This is a genomic window from Salmonella enterica subsp. diarizonae (assembly GCF_008692785.1).
Taxonomy (GTDB): domain Bacteria; phylum Pseudomonadota; class Gammaproteobacteria; order Enterobacterales; family Enterobacteriaceae; genus Salmonella; species Salmonella diarizonae.
This window is the reverse complement of sequence record NZ_VXJV01000004.1, coordinates 109,965-125,880: the sequence shown is the minus strand read 5'-3', so window position 1 is coordinate 125,880 and position 15,916 is coordinate 109,965. Positions and strand designations below refer to the sequence as shown.

The window sequence follows — 15,916 nt, the reverse complement described above, 5'->3', positions numbered from 1 at the left end:
GGCTGGCGTAAAATGCGCGCCAGCCTTATCCCATCCCGCTCATCGCGTCTCCCAGATGAAAAATCGGTAAATACATCGCCACCACCAGCGTACCGATAATTAAACCAGTGATGATCAATAATGCCGGTTCCAACAGCGACGCCAGATTATCGGCCAGCGCCAACGTAGTTTCACTGTGGTGACGGGCAAGGTTATGCAGCATGATATCGAGTGAACCGGACGCTTCGCCAGTTCTGACTAGTTGCAGGCATAGCGGACTAAATTCCTGGGTATTTTTTAGCGCCAACCAGACCGGGTTGCCCGCGGCGATCTCCTGATGTGCCTGCGTTAAACGCTGTGACCAGTAGGGACAGCCGAGACTGTCGATAGTGCTTTCCAACCCCTGAAGAAAAGGAATGCCTGCGCTTTGGGTTAATGCCAGCACGGTGAATATTTGCGCTAGCTTCTGGCCTCTTATCAGGCGACCCATGATGGGGAGTCGTAGCAGAAGACGCTGGCGCTGCGCCTGCCAGGATGGTTTTTGTTTTACCCTGCGGTGAGCGATAGCCACGAGCATCGTCAGGAGCAAGATGAGCCAACCCCATGTCGCCCCCCATTGCGCTATCGCGATAATACCGCGTGTCAGAAGAGGGAGCGGCGTATCGAAGCTACGGTAAATGGCGGCAAATTCCGGCAGGACAAAGTGCAGCATGGCGAAAACGATCAGGGCGGCCATTGTCAGAATAATGGCGGGATAGCGCAGTGCCTTTTTCACGCTAACCGTAATCTGCCGTTGCGCTTTCTGCTGACGGGCCAGTTCAAAGCAGCATTCGGCCAGTTTACCGGTCAGTTCTCCGGTGCGAATCATCGTCTGGTAGAGCGGCGGAAATACCTGCGGCCAGGAGACTAATGCGCTGGAAAAAGGGACGCCCTGTTCAAGCTCCTGAGCCAGCGTGCGCAACAGCGCTTGCCATTGTCGGTGGGGATGCTGTTTTGCAAGAAGTTCCAGCCCTTCAGAAAGCGTAAGCCCGGCATGAAGGAGCGTTGCCAACTGGTGAATAATTTCAGCGCTTTTCTCTTCTTTCCACAGTGCGGCGTTAACGCCCATGCGCTTGATGCGAAGCGGCATAATGCGCTGATGTTGTAGGATGATGATCAGCGCCAGACGATTGTCTGCCCATACAACGTCTTGTTCCAGTTGACCTTTATCGTTAACGCCTTGCCAGCGCCAGAGCTGTTTAACGGTCATGGGGCATTCCCAGAATGCGCAGTATCTCTTCAAAGGACGTCATGCCTTGCTCAACGGCGCGACAGCCATTTTCAAAAAGCGTTCCTATACCGGTCTGTTGGAGGTGGGCTTCCAGTGCTTGCGCCGATGCGCCGCTCGCAATTAACTGACGTAATGCCGGGGTAACGGTTAATACTTCGAATAACGCAGTTCGGCCATAAAAGCCGTGGTAGCAATGCTGACAGCCGCTAGCCTGCCAGCGCGGTAGCGCGCTGGGCCAAAGATTGGGCGATAGCACCACGGGATCGCTCAGGCACTGTTTGCAGTGTGGGCAAAGTTTCCTTACCAGACGTTGCGCTACCACCAGCGTAAGCGCTGATGAGATCATCCAGCGTGCTACGCCCATTTGCTGCAAACGTATTAGGGTTTCGCTGGTGGAGTTCGTATGGAGTGTTGAAAGCACCAGATGGCCCGTTTGCGCCGCCTTAATGGCGATTTCCGCGGTGTCGCCGTCCCGAATTTCACCCACCATGATGATGTCGGGGTCCTGGCGTAATAGCGCGCGTAGCACATTTTGAAAGGTGAGCCCGGCGCGGGGATGGATCTGGGTCTGGTTAATCCCGTCCAGTGGAATTTCTATCGGGTCTTCAACGCTACAGAGGTTGATACCCGGCGTATTCCGGGTTTGTAGCGCGCTGTATAGCGTGACCGTTTTTCCGCTGCCGGTGGGGCCAGTCACCAGTACCAGTCCCTGAGGTTGCTGTAGGGCTTGTCTAAAAGCGGTAAGTTGCGCCCCGTACATGCCCAGCGTGTCCAGTTTCAGCGTTTGTTCAACCTGATGCAATAACCGTAAGACGACTTTTTCGCCTTCTTTACAGGGAAGCGTGGCGATACGAAAAGAGATGCTGTCGCCCGTCAGGTCAACGGTAAATTGCCCGTCCTGCGGCAGCCGATGTTCGGCGATATCCAAATTTCCCAGAACTTTCAATCTGGCTGTCAGCGCAAGCCCCGTCTCTTTGGGGATGTCCTGCAGGATATGAAGAACGCCATCGATGCGGAGCCTTATCCGGTAGCGGCTGGCGCCTGGTTCGAGATGGATATCAGAGGCGCGTTTCGTCATCGCCGAGCGTAATGTCTGATTGAGAAGCTGGGCCGCGGTTTCTCCGCCTTTCGCGGCGTTTGCCGAGGGTGCCTGATCCGGCTTATGCAGATGACTTTCCATTTGCTGACGAGTCCAGCACACAATATCAATCTGTTTTTGCGTGGCGAAATGCAGAGCGTCCAGTAACGCATGAGAGGGCGCGTCGACCACCGCAACAGTGATGCTGTTGCTGGCGCTATTTATCAGTACAGCCTGATGACGTTGACACAATGTGTTGAGCTGTGCGTCTTTCATCTTGTCTCCTTAGTTGGCGTCAAAACGGAAGACATCTTCACAAGCCTGTTGTAACGCGTTGTCGCTTTGAATATTGCAGTTACGCGTCCAGCCGGTAATGCCGTTAGCATTGTCCCAGGCGGGCGTCATGATGACGCTAAGCCCGCTCAGGCTCTCCTGGCCGGTAAGCGTGATGACGCCTTTTTCCACGCTCATGCCCGAAACATAACGGGTGACGACGGGCGAGGGGATACCGTTGACGCCCGAATCGCATGTGCTCGTCCCTCCATGTTCCAGAGCGCAGAGTTCGACGGCGGTACGGTAGGGGACAAACGTTTGCAACATATCCGTCAGCGCCGCTTTACGCAGATAGTTCTGGTAAGCCGGAATGCCGATGGCGCTTAAAATGGCGATGATGCCTATAACGACCATCAGTTCAATAAGCGTGAAACCGCGTTGTTTTTCCATTGTTCGCTCCTTGAGTTAGCTGGCGCTACTTTGGCAAACGAGGGAATAACGGGCGAGCGGCAAAAGGTAAAACGGGAATGCGGATTCTGAAGATTTTTGTTGCGTTACATGACACGGCAACGTTATTGCGAGGCGCTACGAATATTTTACCGAATAACGATGCGGATCTACGGACAGGTGATTTATAAACCCGACGGCGCAGCGCCATCGGGTGGAGAGGATCAGCAAAAACGCATGGAGAGATCGAGCGCGCGCACGTGCTTGGTCAGTGCGCCAACGGAGATGAAATCCACCCCGGTTTCAGCAAATTCGCGTAAGGTTTCCACGGTGACGTTGCCGGACACTTCCAGCCGCGCCTGGCCGTTGACGCGTTTCACCGCCTCGCGCATCTGGTCGGTGTCGAAATTATCCAGCATGATGATATCCGCGCCCGCTTTCAGCGCATCGTCCAGTTCATCCAGATTTTCGACCTCGACTTCTACCGGCACGTCCGGATGTAGCCAGAACGCTTTTTCCACCGCCTGACGAACAGAACCGGAGGCGATGATATGGTTTTCTTTAATCAGGAAGGCGTCAGTAAGGCCAAGACGATGATTGGCGCCGCCGCCGCATAAGACCGCGTATTTTAGCGCAGTGCGCAGACCCGGCAGCGTTTTACGCGTGTCGAGCAACTGGGTTTGGGTGCCAGCCAACAGTTCAACGTAACGGCGTACTTCGCTGGCGACGCCGGAAAGGGTCTGGACAAAGTTGAGCGCCGTGCGCTCGCCGGTCAGCAATACGCGAGCAGGGCCGTCCAGCTCAAACAATGTTTGGTTGGCGTGAATAGCGTCGCCGTCCTCGACATGCCAGGTGAGGCACACATCATCGCCCGCCAGTTGGATGAAAACCTCTTCAACCCAGCGCTTGCCGCAGAAAACACCGTCTTCACGGGTGATCACCGCGGCATGGGCCCGCGTATCTGCCGGCAAAAGTTGCGCGGTGATATCGTTGTCGGCATCGACTTTTCCACCTAAATCTTCACGCAGCGCCTGAGCAACGGCGGCAGGGATATCCAGATTAATGCGTTCCAGTAGCGCGTCACGTCGGTCGTCTGGGTTATAACGGCGAGGCGGCATGATAAAACTCCAAATTGCTAACGAATCATAAGGTAGAAACATGCTACTCTGAAGCAGCTATAAGCACCACTCAAAAGGAGGCTCCGCATGTTGCTAGACAAGGGTTGGTTGGTAGAGGCGCGACGCGTCCCTTCCTCGCATTATGATTGCCGTCCGGATGACGAAAAACCGTCTTTGCTGGTGGTGCATAATATCAGCCTGCCTCCCGGCGAGTTTGGCGGTCCGTGGATTGATGCGTTATTTACTGGAACAATAGATCCAGATGCCCATCCTTTTTTTGCGGAAATCGCTCATCTTCGCGTTTCGGCCCATTGTCTGATTCGCCGTGACGGTGAAATCGTCCAGTATGTGCCTTTTGATAAGCGTGCGTGGCATGCGGGCGTGTCAAACTATCAAGGGCGGGAACGCTGTAATGATTTTTCCATTGGTATTGAGCTGGAGGGGACGGATACGCTGGCCTATACCGATGCGCAGTATCAGCAGTTAGCCGCCGTGACGCGCACGCTCATCGCTTGCTATCCGGCGATCGCCGACAATATGACCGGACACTGCAACATTGCGCCTGACCGCAAAACGGACCCTGGCCCTGCCTTTGACTGGCCGCGGTTTCGTGCTTTGGTAGCCCCTTCGTCGCACAAGGAGATGACATGACGTTGTTTACGACATTACTGGTGCTGATTGTCGAGCGCCTGTTTAAGCTGGGCGAGCACTGGCAGCTCGATCACCGGCTGGAGGCGCTATTCCGTCGGATTACGCATTTTTCGATGCTGCGCACGATGGGAATGACGGCGATCGCGATGGCGGTGACTTTTATACTGCTTCAGGCGTTGAAAGGGCTGCTATTTAACGTGCCGACGCTGGTGGTGTGGATTCTCCTGGGCGTGCTGTGTATCGGCGCGGGTAAAGTGCGAGTACATTATCACGCCTGGCTGAAAGCGGCGTCCCGTAACGATCCGCATCCTTGCGAGGCGATGGCCAGCGAGCTTACGCTAATTCACGGTGTGCCGCCGGATTGTAATGAACGTGAGTTTCTGCGTGAGCTGCAAAACGCGTTGTTATGGATAAATTTCCGTTTTTACCTCGCGCCGCTATTTTGGTTTATCGTTGGTGGTCCGTGGGGGCCGGTAACGCTGGTGGGCTATGCGTTTTTACGGGCCTGGCAGACCTGGCAGGCGCGCTATCAGACGCCGCACCAACGTTTGCAATCCGGCATTGACGCTATTCTTCATGTGCTGGACTGGATTCCGGTACGTCTGGCGGGCGTAGTGTATGCATTACTGGGGCATGGCGAGAAAGCGTTACCGGCCTGGTTTGCCTCGCTGGCGGATCTGCATACTTCGCAATATCAGGTACTCACACGTCTGGCACAGTTCTCACTGGCGCGCGAACCGCATACAGACAAAGTGGAAACGCCCAAAGCGGCGGTGTCGATGGCGAAGAAGGCCTCATTTGTCGTGGTAGTGATTATTGCCGTGTTGACCCTTTACGGCGCGCTGGTGTAACGCGGTTTTGCCGGAGTGGCGCACGCGCCTTATCCGGCTTACGGTGCGCATTGTTGGCCGGGTAAGCGCAGCGCCCCCGGCAGACGCGAGTTGTGCCGGATGGCGGGTAAAGGGGTCAGGGCGTATCGGCCGGAGGGATGCCGAAATCAGGCATTCCATGCTCATCCCAGCGAATCAGCTTCAGGCGGGTATGGCGGTTGGGATCGTACAGCGGATCGCCTTCTATTTCAGTATAGTTTCGGGCGTGATAAACCAATACCTCTTCACCGTCTGGCGTGGTAGTGAAGCTGTTGTGACCGGGACCAAACTGACGATTTTCAATGCTGGTGGTAAAAACCGGACGTGGTGACTTATGCCAGTTGGCCGGATCGCGCGGATCGGCGCGCAGATCAATCCACAATAAGCCCATACAGTAGTTTTCATCGGTGGCGCTGGCGGAGTAGCTGATAAACAGTTTATCGCCGTGCGCCAGTACAGCCGGGCCTTCGTTAACCCAAAAACCCCGACACTCCCAGTCGTATTCTGGCTTACTGAGTCTTACCGGTTCGCCTTTAAGGGTCCACGGATTTTCCAGTTCAGCCAGATAAATATTTGAGTTACCGGCGATATCCGGCGCTTTTTGCGCCCACAGATACCACTGTTTTCCCTGATGATAAAAAGTGGTTGCATCGAGGGCGAAGGTATCAAACGGCGTCTTAATTTGACCTTTTTCAGTCCAGACGCCGGTGAGCGGGTCGGCATCGGCGCACTCAAGGGCAAACATGCGGTGCTGGAACATATTTAATTTATCCAGCGCCCGGGTATGCGCCGCGGCAAAATAGAGGTACCACTTACCGTTGATGCGGTGCATTTCCGGCGCCCAGATCAGTTCGCTCATCGGGCCGGTTTTCGGCTTGCGCCATACCACGGCGGGGTCGGCGGCGCGCAACCCTTCCAGCGAATCGGCCCGGCGGATTTCCAGCCTGTCATATTCCGGTACGGAGGCAAGAAAGTAGTAATCGCTGCCGTCGCGTAAAATAAACGGATCGGCACGTTGTTCAATGAACGGGTTTGGCCAGTTTGTCATCAGGCTTTCCTTACGCTTTCAGCGGCTTTAACTTCCTGCAACTCACTCAATTCGCGGTAATTAGTGCGACGTTTTTCCAAATCGTCCTGGATTTGTTTCATCAGTTCACGGTCAACTTTCAGCAGACGTACAACGCCTGCGGTAATCAGATAGCCAACCCCGGGGATAATGGAAAACAACAGCATAATACCGTTCATTGCCGAGGCGCTTTGCGCTTTAGCGCTGGCGTCATAACCGTACCAGGAAAGCAAAAAGCCGACCATCGCTCCGGCAATCGCCAGGCCCAGTTTCAGGAAGAACAGATTACCGGAGAAGCTAATACCGGTAATCCGTTTGCCGGTTTTCCATTCGCCATAATCATCGACGTCCGCCATCAGCGACCAGTGCAATGGGGAAGGGATCTGATGCAGAATATTGAGCAGGAAATAGAGCGCCACAATCATCACGGTGGCTTTCGGATCAAAGAAATAGAACGCGCAGGAGAAAATCGCCAGCGCGATATTGGTCCAGAAAAATACCTTCAATTTACACCAGCGATCGGTTAAGACTTTTGCCAGCATACTGCCGATCATCATACCGGCCACGCCGAGACTAATAAAAAGCGTGGCGAAATGGGTGCTTTGCCCCATCACCCAGGTGACGTAATACATGGTTGCCGCCATGCGGATAAACCCCGGACAGACGTTGCATAAGGTCAATAGCAGAATACGTACCCACTGATCGTTCTTCCACACGTCCTTGAAATCATTCTTCATATCATCGTGTGTCGGAACGGCAGGGCGAACGCGTTCGCGGACGCTGGCGAAGCAGAACAGAAACATACCCATACCGATAATCGCCAGCACGGTCATTGCCAACTGATAGCCTTTGGCTTTGTCGCCGCCGCCAAACCAGTCCACCATCGGCAGTAGCGTTAACGATAGCAGTAGCGTCGCGATGCCGACTAACACAAAACGATAAGCCTGACAGGCCACGCGCTCTTTTGGATCGTTGGTGATCACGCCGCCCAGCGAGCAATAGGGAATATTGATGGCGGTGTAGGTTACGGAAAGCAGAAAATAGGTGACGAAGGCATAGACAACTTTGCTGTTATAGCCCCAGTCCGGTGTCGTGAACATCAGAATGCTGAACAGCGCGTAGGGAAATGCAATCCACAGTAGCCAGGGGCGAAAACGACCATATTTACTTTGGGTACGATCGGCAAGTGCGCCCATTATCGGATCGGTAACGGCATCGATAACGCGTACTGAAAGGAGTAGAACACCGACTAACGCCGGGGCAAGTCCAAAAATATCCGTATAAAAATAATTAACAAACAGCATGATAGCGCCAAAAATAATGTTACATCCGGCGTCGCCCATGCCATACCCGATTTTCTCTCTTACTGAAAGTCTACCCTTATCCATTGAGACTTCTCCCCATCAGATGATGGCGGTAATTATTCGCCTGCGAGCTTTTATTTGCGTAGCAGGATCACGCCACTGATATGGATAAAATGGTTATACGCGGGAAACTGTGAAGCAGATAACACCCTCCCCGGGCGGGGAGGGCGGAAAAGTAACGCTACGAATCAGTGGGCTTTCACCGTTTTTGCCGTTTTTTCCTTACACAGGTAGCCGACGCCCAGGACGAGCAGCCATACAGGAATCAGCCACACGGAGATCGCCATACCAGGCGTCATCAGCATAATGATCAATACTGCTGCCATAAACAGCAGGCAGAGAACGTTGCCGAGCGGATAAAACAGGGCCGGGAAGCGGGTTTTCACGCCCTGTTGCTGTTTCGCGCGACGGAACTTCATATGGGCAAGGCTAATCATCGCCCAGTTAATGACCAGCGCGGAGACCACCAGCGCCATTAACAGTCCGAACGCGGATTCCGGCGCCAGGTAGTTGATCAGGACGCACAGCGCGGTGACGACCGCCGACACCAGAATGGTATTGACCGGCACGCCGCGTTTATCAACAGACAATAGCGCTTTCGGCGCATTCCCCTGCTGGGCCAGTCCGAACAGCATACGGCTGTTGCAGTAGACGCAACTGTTATAAACCGATAGCGCGGCGGTGAGAACCACAATATTCAGCGCATTGGCGACAAACGTATCGCCCAGCTCATGGAAGATAAGGACAAACGGGCTGGTATCGGCGGTGACGCGAGTCCATGGCAGCAGCGAAAGCAGTACCGCCAGCGAGCCGATATAAAAAATCAGGATGCGATAGATAACCTGATTGGTGGCTTTGGGAATGCTCTGTTCCGGGTTATCGGCTTCAGCGGCGGTGATCCCTACCAGCTCTAGTCCGCCGAACGAAAACATAATAATGGCCATCATCATCACCAGCCCGGTCCAGCCATGCGGCAGAAAGCCGCCCTGCTCCCACAGGTTGCGCACGGTGGCCTGCGGACCAGCGGTATCGCTGAAGAGTAACCACGCCCCGAACAAAATCATGGCGATGACGGCGATCACTTTGATAATGGCGAACCAAAACTCCATCTCGCCGAACACTTTGACGTTGGTCAGGTTAATGGCGTTGATGACAACGAAGAAAAGCGCCGCTGAGGCCCAGGTGGGGATTTCTGGCCACCAGAACTGAATATATTTACCGACAGCGGTCAGTTCCGCCATCGCGACCAATACGTACAGAACCCAGTAGTTCCAGCCGGAAGCGAATCCGGCAAAGCCGCCCCAGTATTTATAGGCGAAGTGGCTAAAGGAACCGGCGACCGGTTCTTCAACCACCATCTCTCCCAGCTGGCGCATAATCAGAAAGGCAATAAAACCTGCAATCGCATAGCCCAGTATAATTCCTGGCCCCGCCGACTGAATAACGGAGGCGCTTCCCAGGAACAAGCCCGTTCCTATCGCGCCGCCCAAGGCGATAAGCTGAATATGGCGGTTTTTCAGGCCGCGCTTGAGCTGCTCGCCGTGCTGCTGACTGTCCATCATAAAACCTCGTGTATGGTGCGCTGTTTATTCATAACGCGCTTATTTTGAACGATGCAGTAGTGCGTGTGTAAGTTTGCAATTCCGCTTTTTGTATTGATTTATTTACATCGCCTTTTTATTAAATGTCACTGCTACTCTTTTGTCTTTATCAGAATAATGGTATGTGGGCGCGAATGCACCTGCTTTGTGCAGGGGTGATGACGAGTTGCGTAAAAAGAAAGCACTTGTAAATACCTCCTTTTATTTTCCCTTATAGAGGTTGATTTGTTTTTATTCATTATTTATGCATAAAAATACATTCAACTTGTTGTTGAATCGGTTCAAATGCGATTTTTTATCGTTTCAAATACGTTAAATCTACCTCCTGGTGGGTAAATTTAACATTTGTGCGCAGTTACAATTTTGAAACGCGATTTCTGTAATCTTGTTAAAATGTGCCTCCTTTACTGATTTCAATCAAAACCTGTATGGACAGAAGGTGAATACTTTGTTACTTTAGCGTCACAGACATGAAATTGGTAAGACCAATTGACTCCGGGCAAATGGCTTAAGACAGGGAATCATGGCCTACAGCAAAATTCGCCAACCAAAACTCTCCGATGTGATCGAGCAGCAACTGGAGTTTTTAATCCTTGAGGGGACATTGCGCCCCGGAGAAAAACTCCCGCCGGAACGTGAACTGGCAAAACAGTTCGACGTTTCCCGTCCCTCCTTGCGTGAGGCGATTCAACGTCTCGAAGCGAAGGGATTGTTGCTTCGTCGTCAGGGCGGCGGAACCTTTGTGCAGAGCAGCCTGTGGCAGAGCTTTAGCGACCCGCTGGTGGAACTGCTCTCCGATCACCCTGAATCCCAGTTTGACCTGCTCGAAACGCGCCATGCGCTGGAAGGCATTGCGGCTTATTACGCGGCGCTGCGTAGTACCGACGAAGATAAAGACCGTATTCGCGAGCTGCACCACGCCATTGAGCTGGCGCAAGAGTCCGGCGATCTGGATGCCGAGTCCGAAGCCGTGCTTCAGTATCAAATCGCCGTCACCGAAGCGGCGCACAACGTGGTATTGCTTCATCTGCTAAGGTGTATGGAACCGATGCTGGCGCAAAACGTGCGGCAGAACTTCGAGTTGCTGTATGCGCGTCGTGAAATGCTGCCTCTGGTGAGTACGCATCGTACCCGTATATTTGAAGCCATTATGGCCGGAAAACCAGAAGAAGCGCGTGAAGCTTCACATCGCCATCTGGCGTTTATCGAAGAGATTATGTTGGACAGAAGCCGCGAAGAGAGCCGTCGTGAACGCGCTTTACGCCGTCTGGAACAACGCAAGAATTAGTTTTTTCTGGCAGAACGTTAACCAGAAGATGTTGTGAATAACGCGCAAAAATGTGCGCGGCAACTAAACGCAGAACCTGTCTTATTAAGCTTTCTTACGAAAGTTTAATGGGACAGGTTCCAGATAACTCAACGTATTAGATAGATAAGGAATACCCCCATGTCAGAACGTTTCCCAAATGACGTGGATCCGATCGAAACTCGCGACTGGCTACAGGCGATCGAATCGGTCATCCGTGAAGAAGGTGTTGAGCGCGCTCAGTATCTGATTGACCAACTGCTTTCTGAAGCTCGCAAAGGCGGCGTGAAAGTAGCGGCAGGTGCAGGGGCCAGTAATTACATCAACACTATTGCCGTTGAAGACGAACCGGAATACCCGGGCAATCTGGAGCTGGAACGTCGCATTCGTTCTGCTATCCGCTGGAACGCCATCATGACCGTGCTGCGCGCGTCTAAAAAAGACCTTGAATTGGGTGGCCACATGGCGTCCTTCCAGTCTTCCGCCACGATTTATGATGTCTGCTTCAACCATTTCTTCCGTGCGCGCAACGAACAGGATGGCGGCGATCTGGTGTACTTCCAGGGCCACATCTCTCCGGGCGTATACGCTCGCGCGTTCCTGGAAGGTCGTCTTACCCAGGAGCAGATGGACAACTTCCGTCAGGAAGTGCATGGCAATGGCCTCTCTTCCTATCCGCACCCGAAACTGATGCCAGAATTCTGGCAGTTCCCGACCGTTTCGATGGGGCTGGGCCCAATCGGCGCTATTTATCAGGCGAAGTTTCTGAAATATCTGGAACACCGCGGCCTGAAAGATACCTCTAAACAGACCGTTTACGCCTTCCTGGGCGATGGCGAGATGGACGAACCGGAATCCAAAGGCGCCATCACCATCGCCACCCGTGAAAAACTGGACAACCTGGTTTTTGTTATCAACTGTAACCTGCAGCGTCTTGACGGCCCGGTCACCGGTAACGGCAAAATCGTTAACGAACTGGAAGGCATCTTCGAAGGCGCTGGCTGGAACGTGATCAAGGTGATGTGGGGTGGTCGTTGGGATGAGCTGCTGCGTAAAGATACCAGCGGTAAGCTTATCCAGCTGATGAACGAAACCGTTGATGGCGACTACCAGACTTTCAAATCCAAAGACGGCGCTTACGTGCGTGAGCACTTCTTCGGTAAATACCCGGAAACCGCCGCGTTGGTGGCCGACTGGACTGACGAGCAAATTTGGGCGCTGAACCGTGGTGGTCACGATCCGAAGAAAGTCTACGCGGCACTGAAAAAAGCGCAGGACACCAAGGGCAAAGCAACGGTAATTCTGGCCCACACCATCAAAGGTTACGGCATGGGCGACTCTGCCGAAGGCAAAAACATTGCCCACCAGGTGAAGAAAATGAACATGGACGGCGTGCGTTACGTCCGCGATCGTTTCAACGTGCCGGTTGCTGATGCTGATATCGAAAAACTGCCGTACATTACCTTCCCGGAAGGTTCTGAAGAACACAAATACCTGCATGAACGCCGTCAGGCGCTGCACGGCTACCTGCCAAGCCGTCAGCCGAACTTCACCGAGAAGTTAGAGCTGCCTCAACTTTCAGATTTCGGCGCGCTGCTGGAAGAGCAGAACAAAGAGATTTCCACCACTATCGCGTTTGTGCGTGCCCTGAACGTGATGCTGAAGAACAAGTCGATCAAAGACCGCCTGGTACCGATCATCGCCGACGAAGCGCGTACTTTCGGTATGGAAGGTCTGTTCCGTCAGATTGGTATCTACAGCCCGAACGGCCAGCAGTATACTCCGCAGGACCGTGAGCAGGTCGCGTACTACAAAGAAGACGAGAAAGGCCAGATTCTGCAGGAAGGTATCAACGAGCTGGGTGCAGGCGCATCCTGGCTGGCTGCGGCGACCTCTTACAGCACCAATAATCTGCCGATGATTCCGTTCTACATCTACTACTCCATGTTCGGGTTCCAGCGTATTGGCGACCTGTGCTGGGCAGCAGGCGATCAGCAGGCTCGTGGCTTCCTGATCGGCGGGACTTCGGGTCGTACTACGCTTAACGGCGAAGGTCTACAGCACGAAGATGGTCACAGCCACATTCAGTCGCTGACTATCCCGAACTGTATCTCTTACGATCCATCTTACGCGTATGAAGTGGCGGTCATCATGCATGATGGTCTGGAGCGTATGTACGGTGAGAAACAAGAGAACGTTTACTACTACATCACCACGCTGAACGAAAACTACCACATGCCAGCGATGCCGGAAGGCGCCGAGGAAGGTATCCGTAAGGGTATCTACAAACTCGAAACTCTGGAAGGTAGCAAAGGTAAAGTTCAGCTTTTAGGCTCCGGTTCTATCCTGCGTCACGTGCGTGAAGCGGCACAGATTCTGGCGAAAGACTACGGTGTAGGATCTGACGTCTACAGCGTGACCTCTTTCACCGAGCTGGCGCGTGATGGTCAGGATTGTGAACGCTGGAACATGCTGCACCCGCTGGAAACCCCGCGCGTACCGTACATCGCTCAGGTAATGAACGACGCACCTGCGGTTGCTTCTACTGACTATATGAAACTGTTCGCTGAGCAGGTCCGTACTTACGTACCGGCTGACGACTATCGCGTACTGGGGACGGATGGCTTCGGTCGTTCCGACAGCCGTGAGAACCTGCGTCACCACTTCGAAGTTGATGCTTCTTATGTGGTTGTCGCAGCGCTGGGCGAACTGGCTAAACGTGGCGAAATCGACAAGAAAGTGGTAGCGGATGCGATTACCAAATTCAACATCGATGCAGATAAAGTTAACCCGCGTCTGGCGTAAGAGGTAAAAGAATAATGGCTATCGAAATCAAAGTACCGGACATCGGGACAGATGAAGTTGAAATCACCGAGATTCTGGTCAACGTTGGCGACAAAGTGGAAGCTGAACAGTCGCTGATCACCGTAGAAGGCGACAAAGCCTCTATGGAAGTCCCGTCTCCGCAGGCTGGCGTCGTGAAAGAGATCAAAGTCTCTGTCGGCGATAAAACCGAGACCGGCAAGCTGATTATGATTTTCGATTCCGCCGACGGTGCATCTGACGCTGCGCCTGCTCCGGCAGAAGAGAAGAAAGAAGCGGCTCCGGCAGCAGCACCTGCTGCGGCAGCGGCGAAAGAAGTACACGTACCGGACATCGGCGGCGACGAAGTTGAAGTTACCGAAGTGATGGTTAAAGTCGGCGACACCGTTGCGGCTGAGCAGTCTCTGATCACTGTAGAAGGCGACAAAGCCTCTATGGAAGTGCCGGCACCGTTCGCGGGCACCGTGAAAGAGATCAAAATCAGCACCGGCGACAAAGTGTCTACCGGCTCCCTGATTATGATCTTCGAAGTCGCTGGCGAAGCGGGCGCGGCTGCCCCGGCGAAAGCCGAAGCGGCGCCAGCAGCAGCGGCTCCGTCAGCCTCTGGCTCGAAAGAAGTTAACGTACCTGACATCGGCGGCGACGAAGTTGAAGTCACCGAAGTGATGGTGAAAGTGGGCGATAAAATTGCCGCTGAACAGTCGCTGATCACCGTGGAAGGCGACAAAGCCTCCATGGAAGTTCCCGCGCCGTTCGCGGGCACCGTGAAAGAAATCAAAATCAGCACCGGCGATAAAGTAAAAACCGGCTCGCTGATTATGGTCTTCGAAGTAGAAGGCGCAGCGCCTGCGGCGGCACCGGCTAAGCAAGAAGCGGCTGCGTCGGCTCCGGCGGCGAAAGCTGAGAAGCCTGCTGCCCCTGCAGCCAAAGCGGAAAGTAAATCTGAGTTCGCTGAAAACGACGCTTACGTTCACGCTACCCCGCTGATTCGCCGTTTGGCGCGCGAGTTTGGTGTTAACCTGGCGAAAGTGAAAGGGACTGGCCGTAAAGGCCGTATCCTGCGCGAAGACGTTCAGGCTTACGTGAAAGAGGCTATCAAACGCGCCGAGTCTGCATCGGCAGCCGCTGCGGGCGGCGGTATCCCGGGTATGCTGCCGTGGCCGAAAGTGGACTTCAGCAAGTTTGGCGAAATCGAAGAAGTCGAATTGGGTCGTATCCAGAAAATCTCTGGCGCGAACCTGAGCCGTAACTGGGTGATGATCCCACACGTTACGCACTTCGACAAAACCGATATCACCGATCTGGAAGCGTTCCGTAAACAGCAGAACGCCGAGGCTGAGAAGCGCAAACTGGATGTGAAATACACGCCAGTGGTCTTCATCATGAAAGCGGTTGCCGCTGCGCTGGAGCAGATGCCGCGCTTTAACAGTTCGTTGTCTGAAGACGGCCAGCGCCTGACGCTGAAGAAATACATCAACATCGGCGTGGCGGTTGATACCCCGAATGGTCTGGTGGTTCCGGTCTTTAAAGACGTGAATAAGAAGAGTGTGACCGAATTGTCTCGCGAATTGACCACTATCTCCAAAAAAGCGCGTGACGGTAAGCTGACCGCTGGCGAAATGCAGGGTGGTTGCTTCACTATCTCCAGTATCGGCGGCCTGGGAACTACCCACTTCGCGCCGATTGTCAACGCGCCGGAAGTGGCTATCCTCGGCGTTTCTAAGTCGGCGATGGAACCAGTGTGGAATGGGAAAGAGTTTGTGCCGCGTCTGATGATGCCTATCTCTCTTTCCTTCGACCACCGTGTGATCGACGGTGCTGATGGTGCGCGTTTCATTACCATTATCAACAATATGTTGTCTGACATTCGCCGTTTGGTGATGTAAGCAAAAAAGCCGGCCCGACGGCCGGCTTTTTTCTGATAATCTCATGTGGTTTGTGAGGTTATTAGCGAAAGCGATAATTCGTGATCCGTTTGTTGTTTCAAAATTGTTAACAATTTTGTAAGATACGGGCGGATAGAACGACCCGGTGGATGATGGGCGATCAAGTACCCCGGACCGCCGGATAC

At 53.6% G+C, this 15,916-nt stretch carries 12 protein-coding genes; 5 read left to right on the top strand and 7 right to left on the bottom strand.

Annotated features, from left to right (window positions below; genetic code table 11):
- Positions 1 to 25: 25 nt before the first annotated feature.
- The 4 genes from hofC to nadC all read right to left on the bottom strand — a co-directional run bounded on the left by hofC (position 26) and on the right by nadC (position 4,165).
- Positions 26 to 1,228: a protein transport protein HofC gene (gene hofC, locus F4V72_RS09680; RefSeq protein WP_079817145.1), complete on the bottom strand. Its 1,203-nt coding sequence runs from the start codon at positions 1,226 to 1,228 to the stop codon at positions 26 to 28.
- A complete protein-coding gene (gene gspE / locus F4V72_RS09675) occupies positions 1,218 to 2,603 on the bottom strand; it encodes a type II secretion system protein GspE (protein ID WP_080070459.1) in 1,386 nt (461 codons plus the stop codon). Before gspE ends, hofC begins: the two co-directional genes overlap by 11 nt.
- Positions 2,604 to 2,612: 9 nt before the next feature.
- Positions 2,613 to 3,050 (bottom strand): prepilin peptidase-dependent pilin, encoded by a 438-nt coding sequence (gene ppdD / locus F4V72_RS09670; protein ID WP_088734365.1) that lies wholly within the window; start codon positions 3,048 to 3,050, stop codon positions 2,613 to 2,615.
- Between the two features lie 221 nt (positions 3,051 to 3,271).
- Entirely contained in the window at positions 3,272 to 4,165 is an 894-nt protein-coding gene (nadC, locus tag F4V72_RS09665; RefSeq protein ID WP_023245729.1) for a carboxylating nicotinate-nucleotide diphosphorylase, read from the bottom strand.
- A gap of 87 nt (positions 4,166 to 4,252) precedes the next feature.
- On the opposite strand from nadC, the gene ampD reads away from it, so the two are divergent.
- Together ampD and ampE are read left to right on the top strand one after the other, a co-directional pair.
- A complete protein-coding gene (ampD, locus tag F4V72_RS09660; RefSeq protein ID WP_023245730.1) occupies positions 4,253 to 4,816 on the top strand; it encodes a 1,6-anhydro-N-acetylmuramyl-L-alanine amidase AmpD in 564 nt (187 codons plus the stop codon).
- The gene (gene ampE / locus F4V72_RS09655; protein WP_023245731.1) at positions 4,813 to 5,667 is read left to right on the top strand and encodes a beta-lactamase regulator AmpE; all 855 of its coding nucleotides are present in this window, start codon (positions 4,813 to 4,815) and stop codon (positions 5,665 to 5,667) included. Before ampD ends, ampE begins: the two co-directional genes overlap by 4 nt.
- Positions 5,668 to 5,782: 115 nt before the next feature.
- Here ampE and F4V72_RS09650 read toward each other — a convergent pair whose 3' ends face one another.
- The 3 genes from F4V72_RS09650 to aroP all read right to left on the bottom strand — a co-directional run bounded on the left by F4V72_RS09650 (position 5,783) and on the right by aroP (position 9,677).
- A complete protein-coding gene (locus tag F4V72_RS09650; RefSeq protein ID WP_023245732.1) occupies positions 5,783 to 6,733 on the bottom strand; it encodes a glycoside hydrolase family 43 protein in 951 nt (316 codons plus the stop codon).
- On the bottom strand, positions 6,733 to 8,139 hold the full coding sequence (locus F4V72_RS09645) for a glycoside-pentoside-hexuronide (GPH):cation symporter (RefSeq protein WP_053508803.1): 1,407 nt from the start codon (positions 8,137 to 8,139) through the stop codon (positions 6,733 to 6,735). The genes F4V72_RS09650 and F4V72_RS09645 overlap by 1 nt, the downstream gene beginning before the upstream one ends.
- 164 nt (positions 8,140 to 8,303) lie before the next feature.
- On the bottom strand, positions 8,304 to 9,677 hold the full coding sequence (aroP, locus tag F4V72_RS09640) for an aromatic amino acid transporter AroP (protein ID WP_088734363.1): 1,374 nt from the start codon (positions 9,675 to 9,677) through the stop codon (positions 8,304 to 8,306).
- Between the two features lie 562 nt (positions 9,678 to 10,239).
- On the opposite strand from aroP, the gene pdhR reads away from it, so the two are divergent.
- The 3 genes from pdhR (at position 10,240) to aceF (ending at position 15,731) form a co-directional block, all read left to right on the top strand.
- Positions 10,240 to 11,004: a pyruvate dehydrogenase complex transcriptional repressor PdhR gene (gene pdhR, locus F4V72_RS09635; RefSeq protein ID WP_000331771.1), complete on the top strand. Its 765-nt coding sequence runs from the start codon at positions 10,240 to 10,242 to the stop codon at positions 11,002 to 11,004.
- Between the two features lie 159 nt (positions 11,005 to 11,163).
- The gene (aceE, locus tag F4V72_RS09630; RefSeq protein WP_023245735.1) at positions 11,164 to 13,827 is read left to right on the top strand and encodes a pyruvate dehydrogenase (acetyl-transferring), homodimeric type; all 2,664 of its coding nucleotides are present in this window, start codon (positions 11,164 to 11,166) and stop codon (positions 13,825 to 13,827) included.
- A gap of 14 nt (positions 13,828 to 13,841) precedes the next feature.
- Positions 13,842 to 15,731, top strand: coding sequence for a pyruvate dehydrogenase complex dihydrolipoyllysine-residue acetyltransferase (gene aceF / locus F4V72_RS09625; RefSeq protein ID WP_080070463.1), 1,890 nt, complete (start codon positions 13,842 to 13,844; stop codon positions 15,729 to 15,731).
- Positions 15,732 to 15,916 lie beyond the last annotated feature (185 nt).